Source organism: Streptomyces tyrfis (assembly GCF_037034285.1).
GTDB lineage: Bacteria > Actinomycetota > Actinomycetes > Streptomycetales > Streptomycetaceae > Streptomyces.
Window position 1 is genome coordinate 1 of sequence record NZ_JBAGJZ010000086.1, and the last position, 14169, is coordinate 14169.

Genomic DNA, 14169 nt, shown 5'->3' on the forward strand with positions numbered 1-14169 from the left:
GCGGCCATCCGGGCCGTGCCGACGGCGGGCGGGGCCAGCCGGCGGGTCGCCCCGACGGGGGCCGCCAGGGCGTTCTGGAGGACCGCGGCGGGCAGCCCGGTCAGCAAGCGGAGCAGCATGTCTCACCTTCGCGGGCCTGCCGCACGGGCCGGACGGAACGAGCGGTCGTCGGGGCGGACGGGGTCTGGGGAGAGGCCGGGAACCGAAGCGGGCGCGCCCCGGACCGCCCTCTCCGAAGAGGACCGGGAACGATCCGGGCCCTGCACGGCCCGGCCCGGAACCCGTCAGGGCCCCTTCACTTCTTCCGCCCGCCCGCCGCGGTGCTCTTGGCCGCGGTGCTCCTGGACGTCGTACGCCGGGACGACGCACGGGCCTTCGTCGTGCCCGAGGCGCCCGCCGACTTGGGCGCCCGGCTCTTCGTCGTCCCCGAACCGGCCTTGCCCGGGCGGGACTTCGCCTTGCCGCCGGCCGACGTCTTGGCCGAGGTGGCGGCGCGCTTCGTCGCCCGCGAGGCCTTCGCCCGGGAGGTCTTCGTCCGCGATTCCCCGGCGCCGGCCTCGTCGGCCGCTCGCCCCGTCGTGGCGGCCTCCTTGGGACGCTGCTGGGTGAGCCATACCGCGGCGGCGCCCGCCGCGGCCACCGGCCACTCGACCACACCGGCCACGCCGAGCAGCCCGGCGCCGGTGTACGCCACGACGCGCCGCGCCTGGGGCGAGACGATTCCGACGGAGTCCAGCACTCCGTCGACGAACTCCTTCGCCCGGTCGGCGCCCGGAACCTTCTCCACCGCCGTCGTCACCATCTGCACGGGGTGCGCCAGCGTCTCCTGGACGGGATGCCGTGCCTTCGTGTCCCCCGCGCCACGCGTATGGGAACTGTCAGTCATGGTTGCTCTCCCTCCGTAGGGCGGCTGAGACACACAGCAAAGGCGTGACACAGCTCACCTTCTCGACAACCTTGACCAGATCCGACAATTTCGGCAACTCTGGAGATATCCGTATGCCGCCGGACGACGGAGCCGCCGGACGACGGAGCCGCCGGACGACGGAGCCGCCGGACGACGGAGCCGACGAGCGGCCGCCACGCCGCCCGCCCACCCCCGCCGGGCGATCCCGAAGAAGACCCGACCGCTACGGACCACAGACCGAATACCCGCGCATGTCATGGCCGTGAGGAGGTGACGGCATGAGCGCCCGGTCCAGTCCCGACCCGTATTCCAGAAAGCCGATCCTCACCACCGTCATCCCCCTCACCGCCGTACCGGCCTGACCGCGGCCCCCGACCCCGCGCACGCCGGCCGGCCCGCGCCTCTCCGCCGGACCGGGCCGTCCCGCCGCGTGCGAGGGCTCGCCGCCCGGGCCGCAGGCGGCGAGCCCCACACCGCGGAGGCCCGCCCCATGCGCATCGAACTCACTTGGCCGCGTCCCGACACCGACGGCCGGACCCTCACCCTCGTACTCCCCGGCCTGCCCGCCCTGCGCCACGCCGGCCGCCTGTGCACCGCCGTGTGCGTCGAGCCCGTCCTCTCGGCCGCCGCCGTGGCCGCGGGCGCCGGCCCGTTCACCCGCGCCGCACTGCCCTACGCCCTGCGCTTCGCCCGCCAGGCACTCGGCCCCGGCCCGGCCGCCCCCCACGCGGGGGACAGGAGTGGGGGACAGGTCTCGGCGGGGGCGCCTACCGTTCCCGTTCCACCAACTCCTTGAAGTGTTCGAGGTCGTCCCGTACAAGCCGTTCGATCGCGGTTGCCTGGGCGAACCCCTTCGGCCCGCCGAACGCCTCCTTGACGGTGCCGGGGTCGTATTCGACCCGGGCCTGGACTCGGGTGTGCTCCCGGTCGATGGGCAGCAGTGAGAAGGTTCCCGCCAGGTCGGGACCGCTCGTGGTCTGCCACGCCATCGTGTGTTCCTTGCCGCGGTCGGTGATCTCGGCCTCGAACTCCTGAGCCCGGCCGCCCGCGTCGACGTCCAGGCGCGCCCGGTGCGCTTCCTCCGGACGGGCCTGGCGTACCCCTTCGACGAATCGCGGATAGGTCTCCACCTGATGGAGGCGCTCCCAGGCCAGAGCGATCGGAACATCGACGTCGATCTGTTCTTCGAGAGTGCTCATCGGCCACCTCACAACTCGGTTCACCGTTTACGAGGCCCTGTCTCCAGTGTCGCCCCCTCGGAGGATCGACGGGGATCGACGGGGACCGACGGAGGATTGACGGGACCGACGGGATCGACGGGGGCCAGCGGGGCGCGACGGGGCCGACAGGGGAGAGCGGGGCCCGACGGGCCGGCACTGTCCGTCCTCGGCGTTCCGGGGCACGGCACGGGCACCGCGGTGCTTCAACCGGGTCCGCCTCCCAGCCCGCGCACCGCGCCGGGAACGGGGTGGAACCCGGACTGTAGCCTTTCTTTCTTCCCCCGGCCTGGGGCGCGCGGACGATCGACTTGCTGTCGAAAACCTTGACCGAGCAGGGATGCCAAGAGCTTCGCCACGCGACTTGATGTTCTGCGCGCCCTTGAGTGAAGGAGAGCGCGGCCCGGATCGGAAGGTGGCGATCGAGAACAGCCCATAAATTAAACAAAAATATAGAAAATCGGCCGAAAATTGAGACATATAACGTGGCGGGATTTTTCGCGAATAAACCGCAGAATCGCGTCCTCCGTGTGGCGTCAACCGCGGGCGAGGCTCTGGTGTGTGGCGGGCGTCGCGGCTCTCGGATTCCTCATCGCGCTGGAGATCGCCGCACGTGGCTACGGCCTTCCGGGGCCGATCGCCGGCCAGGCGCGAGAGGTGGTGTTCGCCCCCAAATCAGGCTTCCTGCTGTACGCGGGTATGGCGTTGATGATGGTGGTGCTCACCTGGCGGCAACGGTTCATCGCGGTCGGCGCCGCGATCGGCATCGACGTCGCCTTCCTGGTGGTCCGGTGGGCGGTCGACGCCAAGGTGACCGACGGACATCCCTTCGGCAACGGTGCGTTGTGGGTGATTCTGGGCTGCGCGGTCATCGCTCTCACTCGTCGTACCGGCCGGGAACGCGTCCTGCTGCTGAAGGGCGTCGGGCTGGGCCTGCTGCTGGTGGCCGGCCGCAAGACCGGCGACACCTGGTTGCTCATCACCTCCAAGACCCGCCCGATGGTGCTCGACCAGTACGTGGCAACCGCCGATCACGCGCTGGGCAACCCGTCCTGGCTGGTAGGCCGAATCGTCACGGCCACCGGCCCGATCGGCTTCAATTTCCTCGACATCGTCTACGGCCAACTCGCGGTGGCCGCGGTCGTCGTCGCGCTGTATCAACTGCGCAACGTGGCGGTCGAGCGCCGCTTCCCGGGCCATCATCTGGTGCGCACCTTTCTGGTGATCGGCCTCCTCGGGCCCGCCATCTACATGATCTTCCCGGTGGTCGGACCGATCTTCGCCTACGGCACCGGCGCCGAGCACTGGGCGACAGTCAGCCTGTGGTCGGACACGCCGTCCAGCGAGCAGTGGGCGGTGGCCGACCTGTGGCCGAAGACGCCGCCGCCGATCGATGCCCCGCACCACATGCCATTCGACGGAATCACCCCACGGAACTGCATGCCCAGCCTGCACACGGCATGGGCCACCGCGATCTTCATCCACTCCCGGAAGGGCCCGCGGATTCTGCGATTCGCGGGCACGTTCTGGCTGGTGGCCACGCTCGCCGCGACGCTGGGATTCGGCTACCACTACGGCGCGGATCTCATCGCCGGAGTGGTCTTCACGCTCACGGTCGAGGCAGCTCTGCGCACGTTCGACCGCGGCTGGGATCGATCGGGAATCCGGCTGGTCGCCTACGGCGCAACCGTCTTCGCCGCGCTCCTGGTGTCCTATCGCTGTCTGCCGCTGGAGATGGCGAAGCACCCGTGGGCGTCCGGGCCGCTTCTCGTGCTGGCGATGGCCTCGGTGATCTACGGCTATGTGAGGACCATCGCGTCGTGGGAACGGGGGACCGAGCCGGCGCGACAACCGGAATCGCGACTCGAACCGGTTTGAGTCGTGCCGCACCGGGTCGTGGGCTGAGCGCGCCGGCCGAGTGACGCCGGACGCCGGGTGCGGCGGAGCCGGCGCACCAGCCCACGACCGGCAGCCGTCCCCTCGATCGAGGGGATCTACCCCCGAGCCCCTCGACCCTGGAACGCTGGCAGGCAGTGGCCGACGGGATTGGACGACCGACACTTGCGTCCCTGCCGATCGGGAGAAAACCACGACGCCTGATCCGCTCCAGACAACCAAGAAGCCCCGGGTGCTGGCCTGGGGCTTCATCAAAGAGCGGGTGACGAGAATCGAATCGCGCTCTGAGCTTGGGAATCAACGGTTCTTGGGCCGCAGGAGAGGATCTGAACTGCGCTTTTGCGTCGGTCGGCGTGAATGGCCAGGGTCTGTGGAAGCCGTACCTGACCGCTGCTGTCGGCTCTGCTGGGCACGGATGGGGCACGAAGGCCGGCGGTGCAACGAGTCCTGCGAGGTACGTGCTCCGCGTAGGCCGACTGATCAAAGAGAAATGATGCGGACCTGGTTGCCGCAGAGCTTGGTCATGTCGTCGCTGTCGGAGGTCAGGAGGGCGACGGGTTTCGGCTGGCGCAGGGCGACCTCGGCGACCGTGGCGTCGATGGCGTACCTGTGCCCGTGCAGCCCGGCGGTTTTGAGGAGTTCCGCCGCCGCCTTCGCCGCTTTTTCGGTGACCGGCTCCACCTTGACGCGGGACAGGGCCCAGTTCAGACGGGGCATGTTGGTGCGGGAGTGGCTGACTTCCACGATGGTGTTCGCCCCGATTACCAGGTCGGCTCCCATGTCGTGGAAGACCTGAAGCATCGCGAGGAGCTTGCGGTCCTGCGTGATCCAGGCGGAGAGCCCTTCCGAGTCCAGGACGACGGTTTCGATGCGCTCGCTCACGCGGCGTCCGCGCCTTTGGTGGTGCCGGCGGAGCCGAAGATCTTCGCGCGGGCCTCGGCGAGTTCCTCGTCGCTGAAGGGGCCGTGCTCTTCCTCATGGCGGCGGAGGTCTTCGCCCAGCAGCTGGTGCCGGATCTGGCGGGCTACGGCTTCCGCCACATAGCCGGAGACGTTGTCCGTGAGCTTGCGGAGCTCCGCCACCTGGTCGCTGGGGAGCGTGACGGTGATGCGAGTCGTCGAGGACATAAGCCCAAGCATACTGGAGTATGCATGCGTTGGCTCGGGGCGTCGACCGCAAGCCTTGATGTGATCGTCTTCGTCCGCTGCCAGGCTTCACTGCCTCAGCCCGTCGACTGGGAGCCCCGCGTGACGACACCGCCCTTCCTGTCCATCGGGGTCTGCGCCGCAGGCATCGCGGGCGACGCCCACAAGCTGATCACCGCCGCGCAGGACAAAGGTTGGGGAGTCGGGGTTGTAGCCACACCCCAGGGGCTCGGCCTCCTCGACACGGAAGCGATCGAGGCGCAGACCGGCTATCCGATCCGCTCCGCCTGGCGAAGCCCCGGCGCCCCGCTTCCGCTGCCGCCTGCCGACGCCATCGCCGTCGCGCCCGCCACCTTCGACACGATCAACAAGTGGGCGGCCGGCATCGCCGACACCCTGGCCCTCGGCATTCTGTGCGAGGCGTACGGGATGGGTATCCCGACCGCCGTCCTCCCGTACGTGAACACGGCCATGGCCGCCCACCCGGCGTACGGCCGGAGCCTGAACCAGCTCCGGGAGATGGGCGTACTCGTCGGATCCCACGAGCCCCACCGGCCGAAGACGGGCGGCGGAGCGGACCGGTTTCGTGGGAGGACGCGTTGGAACTGCTGGAGGGTGAGATCGCCGCCCCTTCCGGAGCGTGAGTGCCGTCCGGACACAAAAAGACCCCGGTCATTGACCAGGGCCTTCATCGTGGAGCGGGTGACGAGAATCGAACTCGCGCTCTGAGCTTGGGAAGCTCATGTTCTACCATTAAACTACACCCGCGTAACACAGCTACCGAGCGATCGACCCTAGGTGATCAATCGACCGGTTGTGCAACGTCCCACACTCTACCTCATGCCCGGACCCCGGCGGCGCCGCGGGTCCTTTTCGGTGTGCGGAAGTGGTCGTGGGCGGGTGGACGCGGGTGCTGGGCACGGGAGTTGGGGGCGTAGCGTAGGTCCTCGGAGCGCCGCCTGGAGTGGCGTCCCCTTCATCCCCTAATGTGGCGTTCTCGTCCACGTCTTGATGGGGAAGGGACTTGATGGACTCCATGGAGCGCACCGTCGTCCGCTGTGCCGAAGGGCACGTTTTCGCTACCGCCTCGTTCCCGATGCAGCAGCTCGGGGCCGGACGGATCGGGCCCGGGCGGCTCATTCGCTGCCCCCGTTGCGCGCGGCTTCGGCACGCCGTGCGGGTGGCGTTCGAACAGCGGTAGCCGGGCGGCCGCGGTGACGCGGCAGGAGCGGTGACAGGCGCGCGGGGCGGTCCCTGGTTGGGGCGGGCCCGCGCGTTCTGCGTATCCTCGGGACGTGCTTCTCTCAGACAAGGACATCCGGGCCGAGATCGACGCCGGACGTGTACGCATTGATCCGTTCGATGCGTCGATGGTGCAGCCATCGAGTATCGACGTGCGCCTCGACCGCTATTTCCGGGTGTTCGAGAACCACCGTTACCCGCACATCGACCCGGCCGTCGAACAGACCGATCTGACGCGCATGGTCGAGCCGGACGGGGACGAAGCGTTCATCCTGCACCCGGGCGAATTCGTGCTCGCCTCGACGTATGAGGTCATCTCGCTTCCCGACGATCTCGCGTCGCGGTTGGAGGGGAAGAGTTCGCTGGGGCGGCTCGGCCTCGTGACGCATTCCACCGCCGGGTTCATCGATCCGGGTTTCTCCGGGCACGTGACGCTGGAGCTGTCGAATCTGGCGACCCTGCCGATCAAGCTGTGGCCCGGCATGAAGATCGGGCAGCTGTGCATGTTCCGGCTGAGTTCGCCGGCCGAGTTCCCGTACGGCTCCGAGCGGTACGGGTCCCGGTACCAGGGCCAGCGCGGGCCGACCGCGTCGCGTTCGTACTTGAATTTCCACCGGACCCAGGTGTGATGCCGGATGAGTGATGACGTGCGGGAGAACTTGACGTACGAGGCATTCGGTCATGCCGTGCGCGAGCTGGCGCAGACCGTGGCCGACGACGGATTCGAGCCCGATATCGTGCTGAGCATCGCGCGCGGCGGGGTGTTCGTCGCGGGCGGCCTCGCCTACGCGCTGGACTGCAAGAACATTCACCTGGTGAACGTCGAGTTCTACACCGGCGTGGGCACCACCCTTGAAATGCCGGTCATGCTGGCGCCCGTTCCGAATGCGATCGACTTCTCGGACAAGAAGGTGCTGATCGCCGACGACGTCGCCGACACCGGGAAGACGCTGAAGCTGGTGCGTGATTTCTGCATCGATCACGTGGCCGAGGTGCGCAGCGCGGTCATCTACGAGAAGCCGCATTCGCTCGTGAAGTGCGAGTACGTGTGGAAGAAGACCGATCGCTGGATCAACTTCCCGTGGAGCGTGCAGAAGCCCGTCGTGCGGCGCGGCGGACAGGTTCTCGACGCCTGAGCCCGCCTGAGCCCCTGCCTGAGGAGTTCCCCGAGGAGTCCCCTGGGTCCTGAGGCTCTGAGGTCTGCCCGTTGAGTTCCCGGGCCGGCACGCGGCGGATTCCGCGGCCCGGGGGGCCTCGTCCTGGCGGGGCCGGTGGCCCCTCCACATGCCGGCGGCGCGGCCCGGGCCTCGCGTCCCCTTGGCGCGGCTCCATGGCCCGCCGGCGCGGCTGGGCAGGGCGCCACCACGGACCCGGGACACTGATCGGCGCGCTGGTCGTCCCCTCGAACACCGAGGTGAGGACCGCGAATGACGACGAGAACGCGAAGGGTTCGCCGCCCGCCGCGTCCGGAGCGCCGGGCGCGGCGACGCCCGTTCCCGCCGCCTCGCCCTCCTGCGCGGCGGAGACGTGCCTGGGGCCGGCCCCGGAGAGGACCGGGTGCGGGGTGGACGCGCGGACGCTGAAGGGGGACTGGATCGGCACGATGCACCTGGAGATCCGGTACAGCGAGCGGTGCGCGACGGTGTGGGGCAAGCCGACCGGCGCACAGCCCGGCGACACGGTCACGATCAACACCACGCCCTCGCAGCGACAGTCCGCGTCCGTGCGGACCGGGCAGACCAAGTACCCGCCGATGCTCGTCGTCGAGGACGACTTCTCCGCCCGGGCGACCGCGGTCGCGGTCAGCGGGAAGCCGGACGAGGAGATCCCGAAGGGCCACACCCTCCGGGTCGGGGCGGACCGGACGCTGCTCCCGTCGGCCTCGGCGAACGTCTCTCCGGCCTCGGCGTAGGCCGCTCGGGCTGCCGGTTCCCGTGCGTGCGACAGTCCCGGTCCCGTACGTGCGACGGACGGTCCCGGTCCCGTACGCCGACGGCCCCGGCGTCCTCGTGGGCGCCGGGGCCGTCGCGTGGGCTTGTGCGGGGCTCGTGCGGAGCTTGTGCGGTGCGGCTCAGAGCGTGCCGAGCTTGATGATCGACAGCAGCGCGACCAGCTGGATTCCGGACGCGGCCAGGGCCTTCGGCCAGGGCAGGTCGTGCGACTTGCTCACCATCGAGGTGAAGAGCGCGGCCGAGGCCAGCCAGGTGACCCAGCCGAGGATCTGGACCAGGGAGTTCTCGCCGCCGAGGAAGAGGGCGAAGATCAGCCTGGGCGCGTCCGTGATCGACATGATCAGCATGGAGAGGCCCACGGTCGGCTGCCAGGCGCCGTCGCCGCCGAGCTGGCGGGCGAGGGTGTGCGTGACAGCGCCCAGGACCAGGCCGCCGATGACGAAGCAGACGCCCGTGATGACGACGTACGGCACCGCCGTGGAGATCGTCGCGTTGATCGCGTCTTCGCGGGCCTGGTCGAAGCCGAAGAGGGCGAGCAGGCCGTACAGGAACGTGACGATCAGCGCCGGGCCCCAGACGGGGTAGTCGCGCATCTGCCAGAACGTCGGGTTCGGGCGCAGCACGATGCCGGTCAGCAGGTCCTTCCAGTGCAGCCGCGGGCCTGCGGGCTGGGCGGGGGCCTGGCCGGCACGGTAGGTGCTGCCGTCGCCGTACGGGTCCTCGCCGAGGCTGAACGCCTGGGTGTGGCCCGGCGAATCGGCGTACGGGTCGCCCGGCCGCGGGCCGCCATGGGGGTGGGGCTGCTGGTACGGGTCGCCGAAGTACTCCGGTTCGCCGTGTCCCCCGGCGTGGGGGCCGCCATGGGGAGCGCCGCCGTGGCCGCCACCCTGGTAACCGGGGCCGCCGCTTTGGTAACCGGGGCCGCCCTGATAGCCGGGGTTGCCCTGGTAGCCGTTGCCGCCGGGGTAGCCGTCGCCGGGGTGGCCGCCGCCGTTGCCGTACGGGGGCGGGGCACCGGTGCCGCCCGCGGGCGGCCATGGCTGCTGACCGTACGGCGGCGGTGCCTGTGTGCCGTACGGCTGCTGCCGTGGTTGCTGCTGCGCCTGCTGCGGGGTGCGGTTGTCCCGGCCGCGTCCGATCCTGAATCCAGCCACGCGTCGAACGTACCTGGTCCGCGCGGACGCGGTGAGAGGGCCGGGGAAACCGGATGGCCATTGCGGCCGAGCTGTGACATCCCCTAAGGCCTGTCCCGGAGGGATCTCGGGGGCGGGGACAGGGCGGAGGAGGGCGCGGGAAGGAAGAAGCGGCCGGGCCCGCCCCCGAGGCAGGTCCGGCCGCTTCCGCGCGTCACGCGTTCCGGCGGTCCACTTCACCGGTTCCCGTTCCGGTTCCGGTTCCGGTTCCGGGTTCGGTTCCGGCGGTCTACTTCACCGGTTCCGGTTCCGGCTCGTCCGCCGACTCGGCGTCGCCCGCCGGGTCGGCCGGGGTCTTCACGGAGTCCAGCAGCAGCTGCGAGACGTCGACCACCTGGACCGACTCCTTCGCCTTGCCGTCGTTCTTCTTGCCGTTGACCGAGTCGGTCAGCATGACCAGGCAGAACGGGCAGGCGGTGGAGACGATGTCCGGGTTCAGGGACAGGGCCTCGTCGACGCGCTCGTCGTTGATCCGCTTGCCGATCCGCTCCTCCATCCACATCCGGGCGCCGCCCGCGCCGCAGCAGAAGCCGCGCTCCTTGTGGCGGTGCATCTCCTGCTGGCGCAGACCGGGGACCTTGTCCATGATCTCGCGCGGCGGGGTGTAGATCTTGTTGTGACGGCCCAGGTAGCACGGGTCGTGGTATGTGATCAGGCCCTCGACCGGGGTCACCGGGATCAGCCGGCCCTCGTCGATGAGGTGCTGGAGCAGCTGGGTGTGGTGGATGACCTCGTACTCGCCGCCGAGCTGCGGGTACTCGTTGGCGATGGTGTTGAAGCAGTGCGGGCAGGTCGCGACGATCTTCTTCGCCGACTTGGCCTTCTTCGTCGAGTCGTCCTCGTCGTCCTCGCCGAACGCCATGTTCAGCATGGCCACGTTCTCCTGGCCCAGCTGCTGGAACAGCGGCTCGTTGCCGAGGCGGCGGGCGGAGTCACCGGTGCACTTCTCATCGCCGCCCATGATCGCGAACTTCACGCCCGCGATGTGGAGGAGTTCCGCGAACGCCTTGGTGGTCTTCTTGGCCCGGTCCTCCAGGGCGCCCGCGCAGCCGACCCAGTACAGGTAGTCGACCTCGGTGAGGTCCTCGACGTCCTTGCCGACGACCGGGACCTCGAAGTCGACCTCCTTGGTCCACTCGACGCGCTGCTTCTTCGCGAGCCCCCAGGGGTTGCCCTTCTTCTCCAGGTTCTTGAGCATCGTGCCCGCCTCGGACGGGAACGCGGACTCGATCATCACCTGGTAGCGGCGCATGTCGACGATGTGGTCGATGTGCTCGATGTCGACCGGGCACTGCTCCACGCACGCACCGCAGGTGGTGCAGGACCACAGCACGTCCGGGTCGATGACGCCGTTCTCCTCGACCGTGCCGATCAGCGGACGCTCGGCCTCCGCCAGCGCCGCGGCCGGGACGTCCTTCAGCTGCTCCTCGGACGCCTTCTCCTCGCCCTCCATCGTCTTGCCGCCGCCGGCCAGCAGGTACGGGGCCTTGGCGTGCGCGTGGTCGCGCAGGGACATGATCAGGAGCTTGGGGGAGAGGGGCTTGCCCGTGTTCCAGGCGGGGCACTGCGACTGGCAGCGGCCGCACTCCGTGCAGGTGGAGAAGTCGAGGATGCCCTTCCAGGAGAACTGCTCGACCTGCGAGACGCCGAAGACGTCGTCCTCGCCCGGGTCCTCGAAGTCGATCTCCTTGCCGCCGGACGTCATCGGCCGCAGCGCGCCCAGGGCCGGCTCGCCGTCCGCGTTCCGCTTGAACCAGATGTTCGGGAAGCCGAGGAAGCGGTGCCAGGCGACGCCCATGTTGGTGTTGAGCGAGACCGTGATCATCCAGATCAGCGAGGTGCCGATCTTGATCATCGCGACGAGGTAGATGAGGTTCTGCAGCGTGCCGAGCGTGAGGCCCTGGAACGCGAGGACCAGGGGGTACGAGATGAAGTACCCGGCCTCGTAGCCCTCGATGTGGTGGATCGCGCCCTCGAGACCGCGCAGGGTCAGGATCGCCAGGCCGATGACGAGGATGACGTACTCGACGAAGTACGCCTGCCACGCCTTGGAACCGGCGAAGCGGGACTTGCGGCCGGCCCGGGAGGGCAGGCTCAGCAGCCGGATGACGATCAGCACGAGGATGCCGACCACCGTCATCAGGCCGATGAACTCGGTGTACATCTCGAACGGGGCCCAGTCGCCGACGACCGGCAGGACCCAGTCGGCCTTGAAGAGCTGCCCGTACGCCTGGAGCAGCGTCGGCGGCAGCGTCAGGAAGCCGATGGCGACGAACCAGTGCGCGAAGCCGACGATGCCCCACCGGTTCATCCGGGTGTGGCCGAGGAACTCCTTGACCAGGGTGATCGTGCGCTGCTTCGGATGGTCGGTGCGGCTGCCGGCCGGGACCGGCTGCCCGAGCGTGACGAACCGGTAGATCTGCGCGACGGCTCGGGCGATGAGCGCGACGCCGACCACAGTCAGCACCAGCGACACGATGATCGCGGCGAGTTGCATTTGGGGGCTCCTCGGGCCTGCGAGGGTGGGATCCAGCGTCTACGGGCGGAATACTGGCATCTACTAAGCAGTAACTTAATGGGTCTGTGCTGACACTATCCACTTATCCCGCGGGGCTGTAGCCGCACCGGCGGTGATCTGTGTCGCTCAGGCCCGCCCGGCCGGGCCCGTACCCGGCCGGAGCGTCCGGAGCAGCGGAATCCGCACGGCTTCCGCCAGCACGGCCAGGTCCAGCGCCAGCCGGTGGTGCTCGGCGTAGTGCTGGTCGAGCAGGGCCGGTTCGTCCCAGGGCATCCCGGAACGGGAGCGGACCTGTGCCAGGCCGGTCAGGCCCGGCCTCAGCTCCTGCCGCCAGTGTCGCGCGGCGGGCGCTCCGGCGGGGGTGGTGGGGCCGGCGGGGCGCGCTTCGGCGGTACGGGCTCCGGGGGCGTCCGGCGGCAGCGGTTCCGGTCCGACGAGGGAGAGGTCCCCGCGAACGACGTGCGGCAGGCGGGAGAGCACGTCCAGCCCCAACCGCCGGGTGTGCAGCGAGCGCAGGACGAACACGCGACCGCCCAGGCCGACCCGGGGCGACCGATTGACGACGCCGCCCGGCGGCCGCCGCACCGCGAGGACGAGGGCGCCCCCGGCCAGCAGCGGGGCGGTCAGGACCAGCAGGGCCGAGCCCAGGGCCAGGTCCAGGGCGCGCTTGGCCGACGGCCGGCCGGTCCGGTCCCGCTTCCGCTGCCGTTCCTGTCTCCCGGGGGCCCGGCGTTCACGGGGTCCCCGCCGTCTCTGTTGTCTCTGCTGCCTCTGCTGCGTTCGTCTCTGCATCGTTCGCACCTGCCTGGCGTGGGGCGGGCCGGAGTGCCGGATTTGAGCGACTCGCGGCATTTTATGACAGAACGATCCCATGGCGTGATGATGGGGAGGCGGTGTGCGGTGCGCGAGGCGGGGCGGGCGGCGGCGCGCGCGAAGTCCCCGCACGATAGTTGAGTCAGGTCGACTCAGGTCTGTTGACAGTGGGGTGGGTGTCGTGCATCCTTGAGCCAGTTCCACTCAAGTAGGTATCTGGAGGAATCGAAATGGCACGTGCGGTCGGCATCGACCTGGGCACGACTAACTCCGTCGTCAGCGTTCTGGAAGGCGGCGAGCCCACCGTCATCACCAACGCAGAGGGCGCCAGGACCACGCCGTCCGTCGTCGCCTTCGCGAAGAACGGCGAGGTGCTCGTCGGCGAGGTCGCCAAGCGCCAGGCGGTGACCAACGTCGACAGGACCATCCGTTCGGTCAAGCGCCACATGGGCACCGACTGGAAGATCGAGCTCGACGGGAAGAACTTCAACCCGCAGCAGATGAGCGCGTTCATCCTGCAGAAGCTGAAGCGCGACGCCGAGGCGTACCTGGGCGAGAAGGTGACCGACGCGGTCATCACCGTCCCCGCGTACTTCAACGACTCCGAGCGTCAGGCCACCAAGGAGGCCGGCGAGATCGCGGGTCTGAACGTCCTGCGCATCGTCAACGAGCCGACGGCCGCCGCGCTGGCCTACGGCCTCGACAAGGACGACCAGACGATCCTCGTCTTCGACCTCGGCGGCGGCACCTTCGACGTCTCGCTGCTGGAGATCGGCGACGGCGTCGTCGAGGTGAAGGCCACCAACGGCGACAACCACCTCGGCGGCGACGACTGGGACCAGCGCGTCGTCGACTACCTGGTGAAGCAGTTCGCCAACGGGCACGGCGTGGACCTGTCCAAGGACAAGATGGCGCTCCAGCGTCTGCGCGAGGCCGCGGAGAAGGCCAAGATCGAGCTCTCCTCCTCGACCGAGACCACGATCAACCTGCCCTACATCACGGCGTCCGCCGAGGGTCCGCTGCACCTGGACGAGAAGCTCACGCGCTCGCAGTTCCAGCAGCTGACCGCCGACCTGCTGGAGCGCTGCAAGACGCCGTTCCACAACGTCGTCAAGGACGCGGGCATCCAGCTGTCCGAGATCGACCACGTCGTTCTCGTCGGCGGCTCGACCCGCATGCCGGCCGTCGCCGAGCTCGTCAAGGAGCTGACCGGCGGCCGCGAGGCCAACAAGGGTGTGAACCCGGACGAGGTCGTCGCGATCGGCGCCTCGCTCCAGGCCGGTGTT

At 69.4% G+C, this 14169-nt stretch carries 13 protein-coding genes, 1 tRNA gene and 1 pseudogene; 7 read left to right on the top strand and 8 right to left on the bottom strand.

Annotated elements, in window-relative coordinates:
- Positions 1 to 295: 295 nt before the first annotated feature.
- A complete protein-coding gene (locus WA762_RS34755) occupies positions 296 to 886 on the bottom strand; it encodes a hypothetical protein (RefSeq protein WP_335941584.1) in 591 nt (196 codons plus the stop codon).
- Between the two features lie 511 nt (positions 887 to 1397).
- Between WA762_RS34755 and WA762_RS34760 the strand changes: the two genes are divergently transcribed.
- Positions 1398 to 1703 carry a hypothetical protein gene (locus WA762_RS34760; RefSeq protein ID WP_335941585.1) on the top strand — a complete coding sequence of 102 codons (306 nt, stop codon included), beginning with the start codon at positions 1398 to 1400 and terminating at the stop codon, positions 1701 to 1703.
- Here the strand turns inward: WA762_RS34760 and WA762_RS34765 are convergent.
- Complete coding sequence (locus tag WA762_RS34765; protein WP_335941586.1) at positions 1675 to 2106, bottom strand: SRPBCC family protein; 432 nt, start codon at positions 2104 to 2106, stop codon at positions 1675 to 1677. The genes WA762_RS34760 and WA762_RS34765 overlap by 29 nt on opposite strands.
- Positions 2107 to 2685: 579 nt before the next feature.
- Here WA762_RS34765 and WA762_RS34770 point away from each other — a divergent pair.
- Positions 2686 to 4002: a phosphatase PAP2 family protein gene (locus WA762_RS34770; protein ID WP_335941587.1), complete on the top strand. Its 1317-nt coding sequence runs from the start codon at positions 2686 to 2688 to the stop codon at positions 4000 to 4002.
- 498 nt (positions 4003 to 4500) lie between these two features.
- Here WA762_RS34770 and WA762_RS34775 read toward each other — a convergent pair whose 3' ends face one another.
- Positions 4501 to 4902, bottom strand: coding sequence for a DNA-binding protein (locus WA762_RS34775; RefSeq protein ID WP_335941588.1), 402 nt, complete (start codon positions 4900 to 4902; stop codon positions 4501 to 4503).
- Positions 4899 to 5147 (bottom strand): type II toxin-antitoxin system CcdA family antitoxin, encoded by a 249-nt coding sequence (locus WA762_RS34780; protein ID WP_335941589.1) that lies wholly within the window; start codon positions 5145 to 5147, stop codon positions 4899 to 4901. Before WA762_RS34780 ends, WA762_RS34775 begins: the two co-directional genes overlap by 4 nt.
- A 120-nt stretch (positions 5148 to 5267) precedes the next feature.
- Here WA762_RS34780 and WA762_RS34785 point away from each other — a divergent pair.
- Positions 5268 to 5809: pseudogene (locus tag WA762_RS34785) on the top strand (flavoprotein).
- Between the two features lie 50 nt (positions 5810 to 5859).
- Here WA762_RS34785 and WA762_RS34790 read toward each other — a convergent pair.
- A tRNA-Gly gene (locus WA762_RS34790) sits at positions 5860 to 5933 on the bottom strand.
- Positions 5934 to 6460: 527 nt separating this feature from the next.
- Between WA762_RS34790 and dcd the strand changes: the two genes are divergently transcribed.
- From dcd to WA762_RS34805, 3 genes are all read left to right on the top strand, one after another.
- On the top strand, positions 6461 to 7036 hold the full coding sequence (gene dcd / locus WA762_RS34795; RefSeq protein ID WP_335941590.1) for a dCTP deaminase: 576 nt from the start codon (positions 6461 to 6463) through the stop codon (positions 7034 to 7036).
- A 6-nt stretch (positions 7037 to 7042) separates the two neighbouring features.
- Positions 7043 to 7543, top strand: a complete 501-nt coding sequence (locus tag WA762_RS34800) for a phosphoribosyltransferase (protein WP_335941591.1) — start codon at positions 7043 to 7045, stop codon at positions 7541 to 7543.
- A 278-nt stretch (positions 7544 to 7821) separates the two neighbouring features.
- A complete protein-coding gene (locus WA762_RS34805) occupies positions 7822 to 8319 on the top strand; it encodes a DUF2690 domain-containing protein (RefSeq protein WP_335941592.1) in 498 nt (165 codons plus the stop codon).
- A gap of 159 nt (positions 8320 to 8478) precedes the next feature.
- Here WA762_RS34805 and WA762_RS34810 read toward each other — a convergent pair whose 3' ends face one another.
- The 3 genes from WA762_RS34810 to WA762_RS34820 form a co-directional block, all read right to left on the bottom strand.
- On the bottom strand, positions 8479 to 9513 hold the full coding sequence (locus WA762_RS34810) for a Yip1 family protein (protein WP_335941593.1): 1035 nt from the start codon (positions 9511 to 9513) through the stop codon (positions 8479 to 8481).
- A gap of 268 nt (positions 9514 to 9781) precedes the next feature.
- The gene (locus WA762_RS34815; RefSeq protein ID WP_335941594.1) at positions 9782 to 12049 is read right to left on the bottom strand and encodes a (Fe-S)-binding protein; all 2268 of its coding nucleotides are present in this window, start codon (positions 12047 to 12049) and stop codon (positions 9782 to 9784) included.
- 147 nt (positions 12050 to 12196) lie between these two features.
- Entirely contained in the window at positions 12197 to 12862 is a 666-nt protein-coding gene (locus WA762_RS34820; protein ID WP_335941595.1) for a sugar transferase, read from the bottom strand.
- Between the two features lie 251 nt (positions 12863 to 13113).
- On the opposite strand from WA762_RS34820, the gene WA762_RS34825 reads away from it, so the two are divergent.
- Positions 13114 to 14169 (top strand): Hsp70 family protein (locus WA762_RS34825; RefSeq protein ID WP_335941596.1); only part of this gene is annotated, 1056 nt, incomplete at its 3' end.

Coding starts and splice junctions, on each gene's coding strand:
- WA762_RS34755 (WP_335941584.1), bottom strand. CDS start 886: ATGACTGACAGTTCCCATACGCGTGGCGCGGGGGACACGAAGGCACGG.
- WA762_RS34760 (WP_335941585.1), top strand. CDS start 1,398: ATGCGCATCGAACTCACTTGGCCGCGTCCCGACACCGACGGCCGGACC.
- WA762_RS34765 (WP_335941586.1), bottom strand. CDS start 2,106: ATGAGCACTCTCGAAGAACAGATCGACGTCGATGTTCCGATCGCTCTG.
- WA762_RS34780 (WP_335941589.1), bottom strand. CDS start 5,147: ATGTCCTCGACGACTCGCATCACCGTCACGCTCCCCAGCGACCAGGTG.
- WA762_RS34800 (WP_335941591.1), top strand. CDS start 7,043: ATGAGTGATGACGTGCGGGAGAACTTGACGTACGAGGCATTCGGTCAT.
- WA762_RS34815 (WP_335941594.1), bottom strand. CDS start 12,049: ATGCAACTCGCCGCGATCATCGTGTCGCTGGTGCTGACTGTGGTCGGC.
- WA762_RS34820 (WP_335941595.1), bottom strand. CDS start 12,862: ATGCAGAGACGAACGCAGCAGAGGCAGCAGAGACAACAGAGACGGCGG.